Genomic DNA, 19,084 nt, shown 5'->3' on the forward strand with positions numbered 1-19,084 from the left:
TTCTCCGGCGCGTCAGGCGTCCAGGGCACCCGACCGCAGGAGGAGGCGCACATGTTCGACGACCGGCGGGCCGACCGCGCGCAGCGCCTCCATGTCGCCCGCCGCGACCGCCGGCGTCACCATCGCACCCACCGCCGACACGACGATCTGGCACGCGAACGCGGCGGCCTCACCGCGCAGCCCCATCATCTGCGCGAGAGCCCCGGCGAGGTCGTGCTGGATCTCGGAACGCCGCTGAATGGCCTCCGGCCCGGCCGCGTACACCTCCACCAGGAAGAGCCGCGCGTAACCCGGTTCCGACGCGAGCGCCTCCAGGTAGGCGGTGAAGGCACGCTCGAACCGGGCCGCCGGGGTGCCGCCGCCCTCCGCGGCGCCCTCCAGTTGACGCCGCAGCAGCGCGCTCGCCTTGTCGAACGCCGCCATGAAGCAGTCGAGCTTGGACGAGAACAGTCCGTAGAAGCTCTGCCGGGAGACCCGGGCCCGTCTCAGCACGTCCTCGACCGACGTGCCCACGTAGCCCTTCTCCGTCATCGCCGCCGCCATGGCCGCGCAGAGGCGGTCGCGGTGCACCCGGTCGACCTCCGGGCGGGACAACGCGTGACGCCCCCGTGGGAGCCTGCGCGGCAAGGACTGGGCCATCCGCTCAGATTAGGGCACCGGCGCTACGCCTCCGGGACCGTCCGGTAAGGGGGGATGAGACCGGTGTGATGCCATTCACGCAGAGGTCCGTACACTGGGCGAACGGGACCGCGGCGGCCCGGCGAGGCCGGACACGCCCGGTCCCGCGTTTCGGCGCGCCGTGACCCTGCCTTCACGTACGCGGTGGGACGTACGTCACACTATGCATGTAGGTGTTCGAGGAGGAGAAGCGTGACCGATCGCGACGTGGACGTTCTGAGCAGAGCCCCGCTCTTCGAGGCCCTCGACGAGCAGGGCGCCAAGGCGCTGCGCGCCAACGTGACCGAGGTGCGTCTCGCCCGCGGTCAGACGCTGTTCAACGAGGGCGAGACCGGAGACCGGCTGTACGTCGTTCTCGAAGGCAAGATCAAGCTGACCCGGACCTCGCCCGACGGCCGGGAGAACCTGCTGAGCGTGCTCGGCCCCAGCGAGATGTTCGGCGAGCTGTCGCTGTTCGATCCGCGCCCCAGGACGGCGAGCGCCATAGCGGTGACGGAGGTCCGCCTGGCAGGGCTGGGCCACGATGATCTGCGCCCCTGGCTGACGGGGCACCCCGAAGTGGCCGTCCAGTTGCTTCGCGCGCTCGCGCAGCGGCTGCGCAAGACCAACGACGTCATGGCCGACCTGGTGTTCACCGACGTCCCCGGGCGGGTCGCCAAGGCGCTGCTCGACCTCGCGGAGCGGTTCGGCCAGCCGTCGGAGGCGGGCCTGCACGTTCACCACGACCTCACCCAGGAGGAGCTGGCGCAGCTCGTCGGCGCGTCCCGCGAGACGGTCAACAAGGCGCTCGCCGACTTCGCTCAGCGGAACTGGCTGCGCATAGAGGCCCGCGCCGTCGTCATCCTCGACATCGAGCGCCTCCGCAAGCGCTCGAAGTAGCGGTCCCGGTCCGTCCGCTCAGCGGCCGTTCAGGTAGTCGAGCTGGGACTGGACGGACGCTTCGGCGGCGGGCCAGAGCGACTTGTCGACGTCGGCGTAGACGCGTTCGACGACTTCGCGCGGGGTCTGCGCGCCCGCCGCGACCGCGGCCTCGACCTGGGCGAGGCGCTCGCGGCGATGGTCGAGGTAGTAATCGAGGGCGGCGATCGGATCGTCCAGCTTGGGCCCGTGGCCCGGGAGGATGGTGGCGGCCTCGACGTCGGCGGAGAACGCGCGGAGCCGGTCGAGCGAGCCGAGGTAGTCGCCGAGTTTGCCCTCAAGGACGGTCGTCCCATATCCGAGGACGGTGTCGCCGGTCAGGACGGCACGGTCCGCCGGCAGCCAGAACGTGAGCGAGTCGTCGCTGTGGCCGGGCGTCTCCATGATCCGCAGCTCCAGGCCGCCGGTCGTGACGACGTCCCCTTCCGAGAGCCCTTCGTCGCCGAGCCGGTGCCGGGAGTCCAGCGCCCGCACCTTGACGGGCCCCCCGGCCAGCTTCGCGAACTTCCCCGCACCGGCGGAGTGGTCGGGGTGGCCGTGGGTGAGCAGGATGAGGCCGACGCGGCGTCCCTGTTCCTCGACGGTCTCCAGGACGCGCCGCAGGTGCTTGCCGTCCTTGGGGCCCGGGTCGACGACGACGGCCTCTTCGGCGCCGGGCTCCGCGATGATCCAGGTGTTGGTGCCGTCCAGGGTCATGGCGGACGGGTTCTGGGCTAGCACACATGTCGCCCGTTCGGTGCCCATCCCGTCGATCTCCGTCATATCCCCCATCCTGCCCGAGGCTCGATCGGGGTGCCGGACCGGGTTCCAGCCGAGCCGGTCGAGATGCCGCAGCGCCGACGTGCCCACCAGCCGCCACATGAACGACCGCCCGCCGCGCACGGCGCGCTCACCCGCCCGTGTAGTGGCGCTTGACGGACTCCGGCAGGACGAGGTATGCCTCCCCGTCGATGATCTCCGCCGTGGGCTCGTGGACGACGATCTCGCGGCGCGCGGCCAGCACGTCCGCGACCGTCTCGTACGCGGCGAGCTCGGCCAGCGTCGCGAGGGTCGGCGGAAGCATCATCCACTCGCCCTTGACCGCGCGCTCGGCGGCCTCCGCCGGACGCACCCACGCCACCTGGTCCGCCTCGGTGCTGACGTCCCGGGCCCGCTGCCCCTCCGGCATCGCGGCGACGAAGAACCGGGTGTCGTAGCGCTTCGGCTCGATCTTCGGGGTGATCCAGTGCGCCCACGGGCGGAGCAGGTCCGAACGCAGCACGAGGCCGCGCCCGTCGAGGAACTCGCGGAACGACTGCGAACGGTCGAGCAGGGCCTGCCGGCCGGCCTCCCACTCGTCGCCGCGCGTGTCGTCCACGACCGTCCGCCCGGTCGGGCCCGCCAGCAGCACGAGGGTCTCCTCGAACGTCTCCCGGACGGCCGCGCACACCAGCTCCCGGGCGAGCGTCTCATCCGCATTGAACGCCGAACCCCACTCGGCGGGCGGCGGACCGGACCACGCCAGCGACGCCTCACCGTCGCGCGGGTCGACCGACCCGCCCGGGAACACGTAGGCGCCGGGCGCGAACGCCATGGACCGGACGCGGCGCAGCATGAACGCCTGCAGCCCGTGCCGGTCGTGATCGCGGAGCACGACGACCGTGGCCGCGGGACGCGCGGGAACGGGTTCGGCCCGGCCGGCCAGGATGCCCTCGACCTGATCCCGGTACTCCGCCGGCAGTTTGAGCCCGTTCACCATCGTCCTCCAGCCCCGCCGTCATCCAGCCCCCGCCCATGACCGATCAACGGACGGGCTCCGCTCGGCGCATCTCTATCCCCATGGCGGCTAATTCGGACATACCGAACGTCATTCCGTCAAGGGCCGCCGCCGGAGTCCGCCCCGCCCGGCGCCTGGTTCGTGCGGCGCCCGGAGCAGGGCGGGCGGCTCAGGAGACCTCGGCGATCAGCTCGACCTCGACGGGAACGTCGAGCGGCAGGACGGCGACGCCGACGGCACTGCGCGCGTGCTTGCCCGCGTCCCCGAACACCTCCGCCAGCAGGTCGCTCGCCCCGTTGACGACCTGGGGCTGGCCGTGGAAGCCGGGCGCGCTGGCGACGAAACCGACCACCTTGACGATCCGCACGACCCGGGACAGATCCCCGAGCTCCGCCTTGAGCGCGGCGATGCAGTTCAGCGCGCAGATCCGGGCCTGCCGAGCGGCCTCGTCGGCGCCGACCTCCGCGCCCACCTTCCCGGTGAGGCCCAGCTCACCCTTGACCAGCGGGACCTGCCCCGACGTGTAGACGAGCGACCCCGTCCGGGCCGTGGGGACGTACGACGCGACCGGCGGGACGACCTCCGGCAACTCGAGCCCCAGCTCGCGGATCCGCTCTTCAGGCGTGCTCATGGGCGATTCCTCCTCGTTGAGGCGCTGCTCGTTCCTTGCTCGTTGCTCGGTGCCCGTTGCTAGGACTGCACTTCGCGTTTGAAGTAGGCCACAAGGTTCTCCGGGTTCGGACCCGGCAGGACGGTGACGAGCTCCCACCCGTCCTGGCCCCAGTTGTCAAGGATCTGCTTGGTGGCGTGCACCAGCAGCGGAACGGTCGCGTACTCCCACTTCTTCATGCGCCTCACCCTAGCGATCGCCCAACCCGAACCCCCTTCGAACCCGACACTGCAGAGGACCACCGGGGTGTGGGTCAGCGCTGGGGCGGGGGCTGCTCGCCGCCCTGCGGCCGGGAACCCGGAGCGTCCGCACCGTCGGCGCCCGCGATGCCGCGCTGCCGGTCGTCCTGCGGTCCGGGCAGGCCGGGCGACTCCGGCTCGTCGCGCTTCGGCTCGTCCAGGCCGATGACCGGCGGGACGTCCTCGGGCGACCCCAGCGTCGGGGACGTCTCCGCCGCCTTCGCCAGCTCCTCCTCGGCCTTGGCGAGCCGCTCCGCCAGGCCGGGCTTGCCCTCCCCGGCTTCGGCCTCCTCGCCCTCCGGCCGGACGGCACCAGCGGCACGGTCGAAGAACCGCAGGATCTCGACCGGCAGCGGCATGATCAGCGTGCTGTTCTTCTCGGCGGAGACCTCCACGACCGTCTGCAGCAGCCGCAGCTGGAGGGCCGCCGGGTCCTGCGACATGATCTCGCCGGCGGCGGCGAGCCGCTTGGACGCCTGGAACTCGCCGTCCGCGGTGATGATCCGGGCGCGGCGCTCCCGCTCGGCCTCGGCCTGCCGGGCCATCGACCGCTTCATCCCCTCGGGCAGCGAGACGTCCTTGATCTCGACCCGCTCGATCATGATGCCCCACGGGCCCTCGGTGATCTCGTCAATGATCGACCGGAGGTGCGCGTTGATCTTCGCGCGCTCACCGAGCAGCTCCTGCATGTCCGCCTGCCCGATGACCGACCGCAGGGACGTCTGCGCGATCTGCGACACCGCGTACCCGTAGTTGTGGACGTTGACGATCGCCTTCACCGGGTCGATCACCCGGAAGTACACGACGGCGTCGACGCGGACGCTCACGTTGTCCTGCGTGATGCCGTCCTGGCCCGGGACGTCCATGGTGATCGTCTGCCGGCTGACCTTCTGCATCCGCTCCATGATCGGCACGATCGCCGTCAGCCCGGGGGAGCGGACCGCGCCGGGGCGCAACTGCCCGCCCCGCTGCACCTGGCCGAACCTGAACACGATCCCGTGCTCGAACTGCTGCACGACACGTATGGACGACGACAGGACCAGCAGTCCGCCGACGATGACGATGAGCAAGATGACGAGCGCTACTGCTTCCATCACGGGCACCTCTCTCGCGTGGACGGCCGGGCGGGCCGGACCGGTCCCCGGAGCCTCGGGCTCTGAACCCGTGAAGATTCAGGCGACCGGCCGCGGCAGGTTCACGTTTCCCAGCTAACCCCGCGGGCAGGCCGGAAACAATGTCCGCGAACGATCTCCGCACCTCGGACTCATCGTGTCAGGGATCACTTGCATGAGGGCGGGCGCACTCTGAAGTGTTTGACGAGCGAACGATATGGTCGATCGGGTGAGCGCGAAAGACACCGACTGGGACGGCGTACGCCTCCATGTGGTCACCGGCAAGGGCGGCACGGGCAAGACGACCGTCGCGGCCGCACTCGCCCTTGCCCTGGCCGCCGGGGGCCGCAAGGTCCTGCTCGTCGAGGTCGAGGGACGCCAGGGCATCGCCCAGCTCTTCGACTGCCCGCCGCTGCCGTACGAGGAACGCCGCGTCGCCGTCGCCCCCGACGGCGGGGACGTGTACGCGCTCGCCATCGACACCGAAGAGGCGCTCATCGAGTACCTCGAGTTGTTCTACAACCTCAAGCGCGCCGGGAAGGCGATGACCAAGCTCGGCATCGTCGACTTCGTCACCACCATCGCCCCCGGCCTGCGCGACGTCATCCTCACCGGCAAGACCAGCGAGTCGGTGCGCCGCAAGAAGAAGGACGGCTCCTTCATCTACGACGCCGTCGTCATGGACGCCCCGCCCACCGGCCGCATCACGAAGTTCCTGAACGTCAACGACGAGGTGTCGGGGCTCGCGAAGGTCGGACCGGTCCGCAACCACGCCGACACCGTCATGAAGGTCGTGCGCAGCCCGGAGACGGCCGTGCACTTCGTGACGCTCCTTGAGGAGATGCCCGTCCAGGAGACGATGGACGGGATCCGCGACCTCACCGACGTCGGCCTGCCCATCGGCGGCGTCGTCGTCAACATGGAGCACCCGCCCGTCCTCGCCGAGGACGACCTCGCCGCGGCCGCCGCCGGCACCCTCGACACCGACGAGATCGTCCGCGGAGTGAAGGCCGCCGGCCTCGAACACGAATCCGAGTCGATCGCCGCCGGCCTCGCCGCCGAGGCCACCGACCACGCCCGCCGCACCGCACTCCAGCGCCGCGAGAAGGAACGCCTGGAGTCGATCGACCGTCCCCGCTACACGCTGCCGCTGCTGTCGGACGGCATGGACCTCGCCGGCCTGTACGACCTGGCCGCCGCACTGCGCGCCCAAGGCGCCGCATGACCCCCGAGGGGACGCGATGACGACCGGCAAGACCCCGCCCGCGCTCGACGTCGACGCGCTGCTCGACGACCTGCGCACGAAGATCATCGTGTGCTGCGGGTCCGGCGGCGTCGGCAAGACCACCACCGCCGCGGCCCTCGGCATCCGCGCCGCCGAGCGCGGCCGGGACGTCGTCGTCCTCACCGTCGACCCGGCCCGCCGGCTCGCCCAGTCGATGGGCCTGTCGGAGCTGGACAACAACCCGCGCAGGATCGACATCGAGGGCGACGGCGAACTCCACGCCATGATGCTCGACATGAAGCGCACCTTCGACGAGATCGTCGAAGCGCACGCCGACCCGGACCGGGCCAAGCAGATCCTCGCCAACCCCTTCTACCAGTCGCTGTCGTCCAGCCTGTCCGGCACGCAGGAGTACATGGCGATGGAGAAGCTCGGCCAGCTGCACCGCTCCGGCGCCTGGGACCTGATCATCGTGGACACCCCGCCGTCCCGCAACGCCCTGGACTTCCTGGACGCCCCCGAACGCATGGGCCGCTTCCTCGACGGCCGCTTCATGAAGATCCTCGCCGCCCCCGCCAAGACCGGCGGCCGCTTCGGCGTCAAGGTCATCAGCGCCGGGTTCGGGATGTTCACCGGCGTCATCAACAAGGTCCTCGGCGTCCAGCTGCTGCGGGACGTGCAGACGTTCGTCGCCGCGTTCGACACCATGTTCGGCGGGTTCCGCGAACGCGCCGAGAAGACGTTCCGGCTTCTGCAGACGCCCGGCACCGCGTTCCTTGTCGTCGCCGCCCCGGAGCCCGACGCGCTGCGCGAGGCGTCCTACTTCGTCGAACGTCTCGCCGAGGAACGCATGCCGCTCGCCGGACTCGTCGTCAACCGCGTCCACGAAGCCGACGACGCCCTGTCCGCCGCCCGCAGCCAGGCCGCCGCCGAGACCCTGGAGGAACGCGGCGAGCACCCGCTGACCGCCGCGCTGCTGCGCCTCCACACCGACCGCATGCAGCTCGCGGCCCGGGAGGAACGCCTCCGCGACCACTTCGCGTCCACCCACCCGACCGTCCCGGTCACGGCCGTCCCCGCGCAGCCGGAGGACGTCCACGACCTCGACGGCCTGCGCCAGGTGGGCGAGGACCTGGCCGCCCCCACCACGACCCCGACCGCCGCCTGACCCTCCCACCCCCGCCCATCCGGCACGGGTGGGATGCGGCAGAGGGCAGACGCGGCAGAGGGCAGACGCGGCGGCAGGCCCGCACCGGAAATCGGTGCGGGCCCGCTGCCACGCTTCTTATTGGACCTTGCCGGTCCTTGAACCTCTGCCGGACGAGCCGCTCGGACGGGCCGGTTCAGCTGGCGACTAGTTCTTCCTCGTCGACATCGACCGACCGCTCGTACTCTTCCTTCGCGGTCTCCAGCAGCGCGCGCCACGATCGCACATCCGGCCGACGCCGCAGCAGAGCTCGACGCTCCCGCTCGGTCATCCCGCCCCAGACACCGAATTCGATCCGGTTGTCGAGGGCATCGGCGAGACACTCCGTCCGCACTGGGCAGCCGCGGCAGATGAGCTTGGCTCGGTTCTGCGCTGCTCCCTGCACGAACAGGGCGTCCGGATCCGCGTTACGGCAGGCGGCGCGGGCGGTCCAATCCGTGATCCACATCTTGGCCCCACTCCCCTAGGGTCTGTGTCGATTTGCGCTCCTTGGCCAGACGGGCGCGGACGTCAGGCCGCCAAACGAAAGCCGTGGGGAAGAACTTACGGAAGCGAGGGACGTTTCAACAGTCCCCGGAGGGCCCATTCTCGATATAGCCCACCGGGGCCATATCGCCGGAACGGACTAGTTACCTGTAGTAGACGCGCCAGACACGGCGCCGGTTGTCATGATGAGGGCATACCGGACGAACGTCCCGGCCGACGGCGCCGGAAAGCGGGAGTTACGGGAGACGTGTCCCAGATGCACTGCTCGTCCCGCGTACCCTAGTCCACGTGCGCGTTGCGAATACGGATCGGGTCAAGACGGTATCCACGCTGTTCAGGCTGCTCGGGGCAGGGGTCGTCGCCGGCGTCCTCGTCGCCTTCATCGCCCTGCCAGCCGTCGGCAGCGCCGGCCTGACCGCACGCGACGCCGCGAACAACTTCGAGGACATGGACGGCCGCCTGGAGACGACACCTCCGTCCGAGAAGACGGTGGTGTACGACTCCGACGGCAAGCAGATCGCCACGTTCTTCGACAAGTACCGCGAGTCCGTCCGCCTCGACCAGGTCGCGCCCGTCATGCGGAAGGCGATCATCGACATCGAGGACTCCCGGTTCTACGAGCACGGCGCCCTCGACCTCAAGGGCACGATCCGCGCGCTGGCGTCCAACGTCGACTCCGAGCAGACGCAGGGCGGCTCCACCCTCACCCAGCAGTACGTCAAGAACCTGCTGGTCGACGCCGCCAGGACGCAGGAGGAGTACCGCGAGGCCACCGCGCCCACCGTCGGCCGCAAACTCCGCGAACTCCGCTACGCGCTCGACATCGAGCAGCGGCTGACGAAGAACCAGATCCTCGAGGGCTACCTGAACATCGCCTACTTCGGCGCCGGCGCGTACGGGGTCCAGGCCGCGGCCAAGCGCTACTTCAGCGTCCCCGCGTCCGACCTCAGCCTCGGGCAGGCCGCGCTCCTCGCCGGCATCACCCAGAACCCCGCGGCCTACGACCCCATCCGCAACCCGAAGGACGCGCGGCACAGGCGCGACGTCGTCCTCCAGCGGATGGCCCAGCTCGGCCACATCACCCAGGCCCAGGCCGACGCGGAGGCCGCCAAGCCGATCGAGCTGAACCGCACCGACCCCGTCGGCGGCTGCCAGGTCAGCAAGGTGTCGTACTTCTGCGAGTACGTGAAGTACGACGTGCTCAACATCCTGTCGGACGGCAAGTACTGGAGCCTTGAGCCGAAAGAGCAGCAGGGCATCGTCAACGACCTCAACCGCGGCGGCTACACCATCCGCACGACCCTCGACGCGAAGGACCAGCGCGCCGTCGACAAGACCCTGCGCTCGACCGTCCGCCCCCGCGGCAACCGCGTCGCCGCCGAAGCGATGGTCGAGCCCGGCACGGGCAAGATCAGGGCGATCGGGCTGAGCAAGGAGTTCGGCCCCGGCAAGGGCAAGACGACCATCAACCTCCCCGCGGACACGGCCCACGGCGGCGGCACCGGCGTCTCGGCGGGCTCGACGTTCAAGGTCTTCACACTCGCCGCCGCACTCGACCAGGGCATCCCGGTCAACACCACGATCAACTCCCCGGAGACGACGACGGTCGGCGGCTTCCAGCCGTGCCGGTACACCGGCACGATCCAAGGCAAGAAATACGAGAACGACCTGGTCGGCGGCGGTGCGCCCTGGACGGTGTCCAACGCCGGCGACAGCGAGAAGGGCAACTTCAACCTCAAGACCGGCACCTGGCACTCGGTCAACACCTTCTACGCCGTCCTCGAGAAGCGCGTCGGCGTCTGCAACGCCGTGAAGATGGCCGAGAAGTTCGGCATGAGGCAGGGCAACGGCAACCCGCTGATCCCGACCCCGTCCCAGGTCCTCGGCGTCAACGACGTCGACATGGTGCACCTCGCCGCCGCCTACGCCGGCTTCGCCGCCCGCGGCAAGTACTGCCCTCCGATCTCGGTCACGGAGGTCATCGACGCCGAGGGCAAGCGGCTGGAACTCCCCAAGCACAAGTGCAAGCAGGTCCTGGACGAGGACGTCGCCGACAAGGTGAACTCCATCCTCCAGGGCGTCATCACCAAGGGGACGGCGCGGGGCCGCAGCATCGGCCGTCCCTCCGCCGGCAAGACCGGCACTTGTGAAGAGTTCACCTGCGCCGTGTTCGCCGGATTCACCCCCGACCTCGCCGCCGCCACCGCCTACTGGGACTTCCGCGGCCCCTGGAAGTACAAGGTCTACGGCGTCTACGGCGCCGGCATCCCCGGCGGAATCTGGCAGGCGTCCATGCAGCGGGCCCTCCGCGGCGAGCCCGCCACCGGCTTCCGGACCCCGTCCAACAACTTCGGCGACACCGTCGGCGTCCCGGACGTGCAGGGCCGGACCGTCGAATCCGCGACCGCCCGGCTCCAGGGCGCCGACCTCAAGGTCAGGGTCGCGTCGGGGTCCGTCGAGTCCGACCAGCCCAAGGGGACGGTCGTCTCCACCTCCCCGGGCGCCGGCAGCGAAGTCCCGCCCGGCACCACCGTCATCCTCTACGTGAGCGCCGGCCCGGAACGCGAGCGCCCGGACGACTGACGAAGCGGTGCCGCCGGACCACCCGGCGGCACCGCCCCCGTCACTCCGCGAGCTGCCGCTTCACCTCGGCCGCGACCCGTCCCCCCTCGGCCCGACCGGCCACCTTCGGGTTCACGGCCTTCATGACCTGCCCCATCGCGCGCGGCCCCGCCGCACCCGTCCCGGCGATCGCGTCGGCGACCAGCGCGGTCAGCTCCTCATCGGTGAGCGGCGCCGGAAGGTACGCCTCCAGCACCACGCCCTCGTCCCGCTCCGCCTGCGCCTGCTCCTCGCGCCCCGCGTCCCCGAACGCCGCCGCGGCCTCGCGGCGCTTCTTCGCCTCCCGGGTGAGAACCTTCACGACGTCGTCGTCGGACAGCTCACGCGACCGCTTGCCGGCGACCTCCTCGTTCTTCACCGCCGTCAGCGCCATCCGCAGCGTGCGGATGCGCACCTCGTCACGCGCCTTCATCGCGGTCGAAAGATCGGTCTCCAGCTTCTCCTTCAAGGTCATGGTCACATCATGCCCGCACGGCAACGGAAGCTCATCGGGATTACCGCGCGGTGCCCATCTCTGGAAGCATGGAACCCTGGGAAAGGAGAGCCGTGCGAAAGATCTACGCCGTGCCCCTGGGGCTGCTGGGCGCGGGCGCCGCGACCTTCGGGTACGCCTCGGTGATCGAGCGGAACTGGTTCCGCCTCCGCCGCATCGAGGTGCCGGTGCTGCCCCCCGGCCGCCCTCCGGTGAAGATCCTGCACATCTCCGACACGCACCTCACACCCGGCCGAGCCCGCCTCATCCGCTGGGTCCGCTCCCTGGACGCCCTGGAGCCCGACCTCGTCGTCAACACCGGCGACTCCCTCTCCCACCGCGACGCGATCGGCCCCTTCCTGGACGCCCTCGGCCCCCTCCTCGACCGTCCGGGCGTCTTCGTCTACGGCTCCAACGACTTCTTCTCCCCCGTCCTCAAGAACCCCCTGCGCTACATCTGGCGGACGAGCAAGTCCGACTACGACCGCACGAGCCGCGAACCCGACCTCCCCTACCGCGAGCTCGCCTCGTCCCTCCAGGCCGCCGGCTGGCTCGACCTCAACAACCGCATCGGCCGCCTCAAAGTAGGCGAACTCGACATCGAGTTCGGCGGCATCGACGACTCCCACATCGACCGCGACCACTACGACAAGATCGCCGGCCCCGTCGACCCCCAGGCCGACGTCCACCTCGGCGTCATGCACTCCCCCGAACCCCGCAACCTCGACCGCTTCACCGCCGACGGCTACGACCTCCTCCTGGCCGGCCACACCCACGGCGGCCAGGTCTGCGTCCCCTTCTACGGCGCCCTGGCCACCAACTGCGGCATCGACCGCCCCCGGGTCAAGGGCCTCCACAAACACCGCGGCTCCTGGCTCCACGTCTCCGCGGGCCTGGGCACGTCCCCCAAGGCCCCCGTGCGCTTCTGCTGCCCACCCGAGGCGACCCTCCTGACTCTCGTCCCCCGGTGAACTGGCAGACCGCGACCCTCCCGGCCGCGCTCTACGACTACGCCGTCCAGAACCGCACCCTTTCCCGCCTGGGAGCGCGCGCCCTCTGGAACTACGACATAACCCACCTCCGCGAGACGATTGCAGCCCAAGACCCCACGGCCCTGACCCTCGACATCCCCTGCGGCGGCGGCCTGGCGGTAGGCGACAACCCCCGCCACGTAGCAGCCGACCTCTCCCGAACCATGCTCAAGAGAGCCCGCCGCAGGACGAGAACCCTCCTCCAGGCCGACATCTACGCCCTCCCCTTCGGCCCCGCCACCTTCGACGCCGTCCTCACCTACAACGGCCTGCACTGCCTCGAAAACCCCGCCCTGGCCATCGCCGAACTGACCCGGGTCCTACGCCCCGGCGGCACCCTCCGAGGCACGACCCTGACCCGAGGCACCTCCCGAGACCGCCTCTACTCCCTCATGCAGCGCCTGGGCGCCTTCGGCCCGTCCGGCACGGCAACCGACCTCCGAACCTGGCTGACCTCCGCCGGCCTGACCGACATCGACCTCACCCGATCCGGCGCCGTGACCGGCTTCACAGCCCGTAAATAGGGACGCACCACTCCCCGCCATCCGCTAAGGTGGACAAGGCGCCGGGAGAACGTACGACTCCCGGGCAGCCACCACCGGGGTGTAGCGCAGCTTGGCAGCGCGCTTCGTTCGGGACGAAGAGGCCGTGGGTTCAAATCCCGCCACCCCGACAGAAAACGCCAGGTCAGAGGCCGGATCTCCACCACGGAGACCGGCCTCAAGATCTTTTGTCCGCCATTTGTCCGCGAACTCCGCCGCCACCCACGGACACCGTCCGCCCCGGACCAGCACCGCGCGGACTTGCTCCACCGCCCCCGTGTTCAGATCCGCGGCCCGTTCGCCTGGCCCAGGTGCCCCGTCCGGACGTACTCACAGCTGCTCGACGCATCGGCCTCCAAGCCATGACCGACCCGAAGCGGCCGCCATACCGCCACAGACCAAGCCTCCTTGGTGGGGGTAGATCTCTCCTGGGTCGCTACCCTCGGTGTGCTGGTTGGGTCAGACGGCGGGCTTGTGGTGAGCGCCGTGTCGACGTGGCCGTCAGGTCGATCGTTCTACCCAGCCGTACTGCTCAAGCCGCTCGCGCGCCTTCTGGCGGTCCGCATCGGTGAAGAGCTCCTCATACTCTGGGCGCAGGACGTGAGCTTCCACGGTGAGATCTAGCCGGCCGTGGTCCCAGAGGGTTGTGAACCCGTCCGAGGGCGTGTCGGACCAGAGGAGTTGCTTGGCTGCGGCCAACCCGCCTTCGTTGCTGACCATCTGCAGGAACCGAGTGGCGTTGTAGCCCAGCTCTCGCTTGGCCGTCTGATAGATCGCCACCATGGCCCGATGGAACTCGCGCTCGCGTTCGTCCATGCTTCTCTCCTAAGCCGGAGGCTGGTCGCTCTCCAACATCATCCTCAGACAAGGGCTCCCTGCCCACCCGCAGCCCGCGGCTTGGTGACCAGCCTCCTGCTGTCCGGCCGAAGGTCCTCAGAGCCGCAAGGCCTGGCCCCAACCAGCCGACAGTGATGCCAAGGACCGCCGAACTCACGGCAGGTCACTCGCTCCAGGAGGCCCACCATGACCACCAAAACCGTTCAGCACGTCGACCGCACGGGCATCAGCCCAGAGACCCCAAGTCATACGTCGACACGCACGTCTGGGCGCGGCAGATCGCCCTCCTCGTCCGCGACTACCCCTTCGACACCGTGATGGCCGGGCGTCTGTACGGGCAGGCCGTCGCCTACCTCATCCCCGCGTTGGAGAAGTGGGGGCCAAGTGCACTCCGTGCTACCCCGGCAGCAACTGCCACTGACCACATCCCACCGAGGGGCCGACGCCGCAGACCCCTCGCTGCATTTTGAAGACGAACAAGCAGTGTTCTTCCCGCTCCGCGGCTACCGTGACACGGGTCCCACCACCCACTCCTCAGGGGCCCGCACCTATGTTGACCAGCGTCAACGACTGCACCAGCTACTGGGATCACTACGCCGAGGGCGTCACCGACGAAGCGCCAGAAGAAGCCCTCAAGAACGCCTTCGGCTGGACGCAGTACCCCAGCCACGGTCCAGGTGACGAACTACTCGGCGACCCGCTCACCGCCCTAGAACTCGGCTCAGGCCAAGGCGTCGCCGTAGCGGCCCTGGCAACCAAGGGCATCACAGCCACCGGGATCGACATCTCCGGGACCCAGTGCCAGCGCGCCCGAAGCCGCTGGGGCCACCTCCCCTCAGCCCGCTTCGAACAAGCCGACGTCATCGACTATCTCACCGCCACGGACCAGCACTGGGATGCCATCTACTCCATCTGGGGCGCGGTCTGGTTCACCAACCCCGACGACCTGCTCCCGCTCATCCACGCCCGCCTGAACCCGGGCGGCAAGCTGGTCTTCTCCCACGCCCCTGCTGTCCCCGGCTCCTACGGCGTCCAAGGCATCTACGGCGCCGGCTTCACCGGCCCCCAAGTCTGGCTCTACCGCTGGTCTTACGAACCAGACACTTGGACAACCATCCTTGAAGAACACGAATTCACCAAGGTGGCAGCCCACGTCCAACCAGCCGCTACCCCGAACCATGTGGGAACCCTAATCATCCGGGCTCACCGTCCTTAGACTTGAGGTTTGTCTGCCAACCCGTGGGATGCTCGCAACCAAATCGTCGAGAGCCGCGCAACCCAGCTGTGTCCGAGGAACTCGTTAACAAGCCGCCCAAGGATCAAGGCGGCGACGACTGCACGGCGGAAAAGCAGGCAGATAGGCAGACCCACCGCCCCTACCTCAACATCGCCCGCCCGGCGGCAACCGAGTCAACCCTAAAAGCTCGTCTACAAGGGTTGCACAGGGCCGCATGATGGGTCATACTCCAGCCTTCAGCAGGCTGCGGAGACGCACCAATAATCAAGGAGGTCCTCTGATATGAATTTTTCAGATATGAATGCAGAAGAAATTTTGCGACTTGCAAAGTCAGCGAGGGAAATTTCCGACCATCTATATAAAGAAGCTCAGCGTTGTGGAGATTTAGTTCTGGTCGCACGCACAGGTCACGACTATCACACCTCTAAAAGTTGTCCGGGTTTGAACAGCGCCGAAAAAGTTTTTCACTGGCCGAAAGAGCAGGCTAAAGATATGCGACGGCATCCATGTCGTCGCTGCAGCACGTGAACCGATAGCTTTACCCCCTAAGCTCAAGGGCTGATGTCGGGCTCTGAAGGCCGAAAGTGCCCGTTCGCGCGAAACGGTATATTACGTCATGCACCTTTTCGCGCGAACAGGCGTCTCTGGGACGATCAATAAGGTTGTTCGAGCTGCTGTCTGTCGCTTGCAGGAACGGCGGCGGTTTCTACCGTCGTCGTGCAAGCGTCTCCCTTGAAGATGGGACGCTCGCGCGGCTTTGGCCGAGCCGAGTCACGATTACTCGTGCACGGTAAGCAGACGGTAAAGGTCAGCGGTCACCACTCGGTAGGTGGTGCCGATCCGGATGACCTTGCAGGGGAAGTGGTTCTCGCGGGCTAGCTGGTAGGCGCGGGTTCGGCCAAGGCCGAGAGCACGGGCGGCGGTTTCGATGGTGGTTGTAGTGGGGAGGGCGGCGAGTTCCTCGTGGCTCATCGGTTCCACGATCAGGCCTCCGGGGTGTTCGTACGATAGGAGCGGATCGGGCTGTGCCGTTCGCTGGTCGGAGGCCGTGCAATGAGCGCGGGATCGCTGATCGGTCTCGGAAAGTCTTCGGCCGCCGCGGCTACGCCGGCACCTTGATCGCTTGCCCGGTGTTGGGGCGTGGAGGCCGATCCTCGTTCTAGGACGGGGCGCGAGTGGACGGCATTGATGGCGCCGTGTGCCTCATTGAGGGCTGTGGAGAGCGCTTGGGCGTGGTGCCTTGCATTGGCCAAGGCTTGGCCGTGGCGGCTCAGGACGTCGGTGAGGTCTTCGCCCTCGTCGTGACCGAGGCGGTCGGCTTGAAGTTCGCGCAGGAAGAAGCGGTTGATCTGGTCGAGGAGTTGATCGAGACCGTAGGTGGCTGCGCTGAGGTTGCCGAGGATGGTGTACGCGGTGGAGGGGAGGGTGAGGCTCGGTGGGCCAGCCGTGGCGTAGTTGAGCTGGCGGACATGTTCGTACAGGTTGGCCGCTAGCTGAGCGGTCTCGTCGTCGTTACCAGCGGCACCAGGAGCTGGCGTGTAGTCGGTCATGTAGGGATGTCCTTGTGGGTGCGGGTCTCGCGTGGGAGCTGTGGTCGATCATGGCTTCGCCTCTCTGTCTGGTGGGGACGAGGTAGCGCAGGTTCGTCCTTCCGAGCACTGCACCGGTGCATAGGTTGCGCATCGTTAGCGTTGTTTGCGCTCCGTTAGTATGCGCTCGCTCTGATCATTACGCCACGACCCCGCGCGGCGTGGCGTGGCGTGGGAGTCTTGCTGGTCGAGCTACCGCGATGGGCCGCGGCGGCGGTGCGGGCCGGGTTGCGGAGGTGCGGGTCCGGTGGATTGATACGGGCTTTCTGTCAGATGATGGCTGAGGGGGACGGGGAACGCGGCGGCCGCGAGTCGTGCAGCGTTGTGCTCCGCAGTGAGGTGCGCTGGCATCCGAGGCAACGTCGGGGACGGCGGTCGTGGATCTGGCCGGCCGAGTCTGGTGAGTTGCGCAGCAGCTTTGCGTGCGGCTGCTGCTTGTGCGGCACGGTGCTGGAGCTGCCTGGACTCTGCGATCGCCTCGATCAGGGCGGCGAGTTGCAGGATGAGATCAGAGAGGACACTCACAAGGTCCGGAGGGCGACCGCGTCGTCCTCGGATTTCGGAATAAGCTAGGGCTCGGGCAACCTTGCGAAGGTTCGCGCCGTAGGGCGTCGGTGGTGGCTGGTATCCGTAGGGTTCGCGAGCTGCGCGGTCGTAGCAGTCGGCAGTGCGTGCGAGTTCTCTGTTGCCGGTGATTGCTGCGGTCACGTGTAGGACGTCGGAGGTCGCGGCGGCCACGTCAGCGCGGACGGCCGGGTCCTGAATGTGGCGCATCTGCCAGGTCGCCGCGGCGGCGGCTCGGGCAGCCTGCTGGTAGGCCGCAGATCGTTCCTGGTGAGTCAGCTCGATGCTGCGGCTGTAGGCGCGCTGGTCAAAGGGGATAGTTCCGTGTGGAGCTGACCAACGGTGGCGGAGTTTGGGGAGGGTGAGGTTGGCGGCGAGCTTTCCTCCGGAGAACCAGACCGGTTGGCCTTCTTGGTTGGTGTGGTGTGGAAGCGCGACCGCGTAACCGGTGATCTCTCCAGGAGTGCGGGCGCTCTCACGGGTCTTGATCAGCACTCCAGCATCTTCGAGGGCGGCGAAGAAGTCGTCCTCGGTTTCGGCTCCGGCGGCTGCGGTGGCTACGTGCCGGCGGAGGGTTGTGCGAGGCGGCTCTGGCCAGTTCTGGCGATGGGCGAGTTCTGTCTCGGCTCGGGTCGGTCGGGGTGCTGCTGTGCGGTCGGCGGGCGCGGTTCGGGTGAGGCCGTAGCGTTCCTCGGCGATGTGGCAGGCGTTGGCGACCTTGTAGTAGTCGCGGTGGACGTTGGGGTTGCGTCCGTCCTCGCGGGCCAGGACGACAGCGAGGTGGATGTGGTCGTCGGCGTGCCGTACTGCGATCCAGCGGCATGCCTGGTCGTCACCTCGGGGGGCGAATCCGGTTTGGTGCATCACCTCTTCGGCGATGTCGGCCCATTCGTCGTCGGACAAGGTTCGGTCCTCTGGGGCCGCTCGGATCGAGCACTGCCAGATCGGCAACGCCAGGGGTGTGTGCCGGAGGGTGTCGAGTGGGGATGTCAGGACACCGACCAGGTGGCGGAAGTCCCGATCGCCTCTCGCGTCGAGGCCAGGTTCCAGGGTCATGGGGAGTCGGAAACCCGCGACGATGTGGGGATCAATGTGCTCGTTGCGGCGGCCAGGGCCGTAGAGGTAGGACAGCAGCCTTGCGATGCCCTGGCCGCGGGTGACTTTGCCGATCAACGTAGGAGCCGACCGATCTCGACGGACGAAGCGTCCACTCTACGGAGGACGTTCTCCAGATACGACAATGCAGCAAGCAGTTCGCCGGGCACCTGTCCCGTCGCGTTCGCGATGCGCGCCAGCTGATTGAGGTTCACGCCGATTCGGTTTAACTGTCGAGCGATGCCGCGCAGTTCTTCGCAGAGTTCCGCGGTCGGCTGGTATCCAAATCTCTGCTGGCGAGTGGCTGCCTGGACGGTGTGGACGATGAATGTTCCGTAGGCAGCTCCTGCTCGTTGGGCTGCCGCGCGGATTTCCGTGTACTCCTGGTCGCTGACTCGGAACCTCATCTCCCGATCCCGCCGACGTCCTCCGCCAAGCTGGGAACGTCGCTGCAGTTTGCGTGGCTGGTTGACCTGTTCGCCGCTCGTCGCTCCACCTCCGATCGACTCGTACTGGACCGCGCCCAGTCCCGACCACAGGAAGTGTGTGCGGCGGATTCCCGCGAATCCGCAACGTGTCGCGACACGGTCCTACCTTGCAGCCTCTAAGCAGTACGGCAGCCAAACCCAACCAGCACGTGACCCTCGATCCTTTATGCTGTCGCGGCGGGTCGGGGCGTGCCGCAGAGTTATGGAGAATTCAGCTCCCCGAGAGGCTGTCAGCAGACTATCCCTCTCGACCGTAAAGCGCCGCGCAACTCGCCAATGCTCGTCGCATAGGGGTGAGTCTTAGCTCTTGAGTTGA

General features: G+C 68.3%; 21 protein-coding genes and 1 tRNA gene. 9 read left to right on the forward strand and 13 right to left on the reverse strand.

From position 1 onward, the window contains the following. Positions 1–12: 12 nt before the first annotated feature. Positions 13–639 (reverse strand): TetR/AcrR family transcriptional regulator, encoded by a 627-nt coding sequence (locus ACGFK0_RS27350; protein WP_392909737.1) that lies wholly within the window; start codon positions 637–639, stop codon positions 13–15. 231 nt (positions 640–870) lie between these two features. Between ACGFK0_RS27350 and ACGFK0_RS27355 the strand changes: the two genes are divergently transcribed. Next, positions 871–1,557 (forward strand): Crp/Fnr family transcriptional regulator, encoded by a 687-nt coding sequence (locus ACGFK0_RS27355; protein ID WP_131951889.1) that lies wholly within the window; start codon positions 871–873, stop codon positions 1,555–1,557. A gap of 18 nt (positions 1,558–1,575) precedes the next feature. On the opposite strand, the gene ACGFK0_RS27360 is transcribed toward ACGFK0_RS27355, so the two are convergent. From ACGFK0_RS27360 to ACGFK0_RS27380, 5 genes are all read right to left on the reverse strand, one after another. Next, complete coding sequence (locus tag ACGFK0_RS27360; protein ID WP_392909797.1) at positions 1,576–2,367, reverse strand: MBL fold metallo-hydrolase; 792 nt, start codon at positions 2,365–2,367, stop codon at positions 1,576–1,578. 118 nt (positions 2,368–2,485) lie between these two features. Further along, positions 2,486–3,334, reverse strand: a complete 849-nt coding sequence (locus ACGFK0_RS27365) for an NUDIX hydrolase (RefSeq protein ID WP_392909739.1) — start codon at positions 3,332–3,334, stop codon at positions 2,486–2,488. 187 nt (positions 3,335–3,521) lie between these two features. After that, positions 3,522–3,983, reverse strand: a complete 462-nt coding sequence (locus ACGFK0_RS27370) for a RidA family protein (protein WP_392909742.1) — start codon at positions 3,981–3,983, stop codon at positions 3,522–3,524. 59 nt (positions 3,984–4,042) lie between these two features. Beyond that, a complete protein-coding gene (locus ACGFK0_RS27375) occupies positions 4,043–4,201 on the reverse strand; it encodes a DUF4177 domain-containing protein (RefSeq protein WP_021591512.1) in 159 nt (52 codons plus the stop codon). Between the two features lie 74 nt (positions 4,202–4,275). After that, on the reverse strand, positions 4,276–5,355 hold the full coding sequence (locus ACGFK0_RS27380) for an SPFH domain-containing protein (RefSeq protein WP_392909744.1): 1,080 nt from the start codon (positions 5,353–5,355) through the stop codon (positions 4,276–4,278). A gap of 247 nt (positions 5,356–5,602) precedes the next feature. On the opposite strand from ACGFK0_RS27380, the gene ACGFK0_RS27385 reads away from it, so the two are divergent. Next, positions 5,603–6,598: an ArsA-related P-loop ATPase gene (locus ACGFK0_RS27385; protein WP_392909746.1), complete on the forward strand. Its 996-nt coding sequence runs from the start codon at positions 5,603–5,605 to the stop codon at positions 6,596–6,598. Between the two features lie 16 nt (positions 6,599–6,614). Next, the gene (locus ACGFK0_RS27390; RefSeq protein WP_392909749.1) at positions 6,615–7,766 is read left to right on the forward strand and encodes an ArsA family ATPase; all 1,152 of its coding nucleotides are present in this window, start codon (positions 6,615–6,617) and stop codon (positions 7,764–7,766) included. A gap of 175 nt (positions 7,767–7,941) precedes the next feature. On the opposite strand, the gene ACGFK0_RS27395 is transcribed toward ACGFK0_RS27390, so the two are convergent. Next, positions 7,942–8,253 carry a WhiB family transcriptional regulator gene (locus ACGFK0_RS27395; protein ID WP_131881865.1) on the reverse strand — a complete coding sequence of 104 codons (312 nt, stop codon included), beginning with the start codon at positions 8,251–8,253 and terminating at the stop codon, positions 7,942–7,944. 326 nt (positions 8,254–8,579) lie between these two features. Here ACGFK0_RS27395 and ACGFK0_RS27400 point away from each other — a divergent pair, with 326 nt between their 5' ends. Continuing rightward, complete coding sequence (locus ACGFK0_RS27400) at positions 8,580–10,874, forward strand: penicillin-binding protein (protein WP_392909752.1); 2,295 nt, start codon at positions 8,580–8,582, stop codon at positions 10,872–10,874. A 40-nt stretch (positions 10,875–10,914) separates the two neighbouring features. Here ACGFK0_RS27400 and ACGFK0_RS27405 read toward each other — a convergent pair whose 3' ends face one another. After that, positions 10,915–11,367, reverse strand: coding sequence for a GatB/YqeY domain-containing protein (locus ACGFK0_RS27405; RefSeq protein WP_392909754.1), 453 nt, complete (start codon positions 11,365–11,367; stop codon positions 10,915–10,917). A gap of 92 nt (positions 11,368–11,459) precedes the next feature. Here ACGFK0_RS27405 and ACGFK0_RS27410 point away from each other — a divergent pair, with 92 nt between their 5' ends. The 3 genes from ACGFK0_RS27410 (at position 11,460) to ACGFK0_RS27420 (ending at position 13,089) form a co-directional block, all read left to right on the forward strand. Next, positions 11,460–12,356: a metallophosphoesterase gene (locus tag ACGFK0_RS27410; RefSeq protein WP_392909757.1), complete on the forward strand. Its 897-nt coding sequence runs from the start codon at positions 11,460–11,462 to the stop codon at positions 12,354–12,356. Continuing rightward, complete coding sequence (locus tag ACGFK0_RS27415; protein ID WP_392909759.1) at positions 12,353–12,940, forward strand: class I SAM-dependent methyltransferase; 588 nt, start codon at positions 12,353–12,355, stop codon at positions 12,938–12,940. Before ACGFK0_RS27410 ends, ACGFK0_RS27415 begins: the two co-directional genes overlap by 4 nt. 75 nt (positions 12,941–13,015) lie before the next feature. Continuing rightward, positions 13,016–13,089 (forward strand) — tRNA-Pro (locus tag ACGFK0_RS27420). A 370-nt stretch (positions 13,090–13,459) separates the two neighbouring features. Here ACGFK0_RS27420 and ACGFK0_RS27425 read toward each other — a convergent pair. Beyond that, the gene (locus ACGFK0_RS27425) at positions 13,460–13,774 is read right to left on the reverse strand and encodes a hypothetical protein (RefSeq protein WP_176405530.1); all 315 of its coding nucleotides are present in this window, start codon (positions 13,772–13,774) and stop codon (positions 13,460–13,462) included. Between the two features lie 571 nt (positions 13,775–14,345). Here ACGFK0_RS27425 and ACGFK0_RS27430 point away from each other — a divergent pair. After that, positions 14,346–15,011 carry a class I SAM-dependent methyltransferase gene (locus ACGFK0_RS27430; RefSeq protein ID WP_392909762.1) on the forward strand — a complete coding sequence of 222 codons (666 nt, stop codon included), beginning with the start codon at positions 14,346–14,348 and terminating at the stop codon, positions 15,009–15,011. A gap of 303 nt (positions 15,012–15,314) precedes the next feature. After that, positions 15,315–15,560, forward strand: a complete 246-nt coding sequence (locus tag ACGFK0_RS27435; protein WP_392909764.1) for a hypothetical protein — start codon at positions 15,315–15,317, stop codon at positions 15,558–15,560. A gap of 249 nt (positions 15,561–15,809) precedes the next feature. On the opposite strand, the gene ACGFK0_RS27440 is transcribed toward ACGFK0_RS27435, so the two are convergent. From ACGFK0_RS27440 to ACGFK0_RS27455, 4 genes are all read right to left on the reverse strand, one after another. Then, positions 15,810–16,004, reverse strand: a complete 195-nt coding sequence (locus ACGFK0_RS27440; RefSeq protein ID WP_392909766.1) for a DNA-binding protein — start codon at positions 16,002–16,004, stop codon at positions 15,810–15,812. A gap of 11 nt (positions 16,005–16,015) precedes the next feature. Continuing rightward, a complete protein-coding gene (locus ACGFK0_RS27445) occupies positions 16,016–16,582 on the reverse strand; it encodes a hypothetical protein (RefSeq protein ID WP_392909768.1) in 567 nt (188 codons plus the stop codon). 231 nt (positions 16,583–16,813) lie between these two features. After that, the gene (locus ACGFK0_RS27450) at positions 16,814–18,358 is read right to left on the reverse strand and encodes a relaxase/mobilization nuclease domain-containing protein (protein WP_392909770.1); all 1,545 of its coding nucleotides are present in this window, start codon (positions 18,356–18,358) and stop codon (positions 16,814–16,816) included. Continuing rightward, positions 18,355–18,837 carry a MobC family plasmid mobilization relaxosome protein gene (locus ACGFK0_RS27455; RefSeq protein WP_392909799.1) on the reverse strand — a complete coding sequence of 161 codons (483 nt, stop codon included), beginning with the start codon at positions 18,835–18,837 and terminating at the stop codon, positions 18,355–18,357. The genes ACGFK0_RS27450 and ACGFK0_RS27455 overlap by 4 nt, the downstream gene beginning before the upstream one ends. Between the last annotated feature and the right edge of the window lie 247 nt (positions 18,838–19,084).

This window comes from Spirillospora sp. NPDC048823, assembly GCF_043198445.1.
Lineage (GTDB): Bacteria > Actinomycetota > Actinomycetes > Streptosporangiales > Streptosporangiaceae > Spirillospora.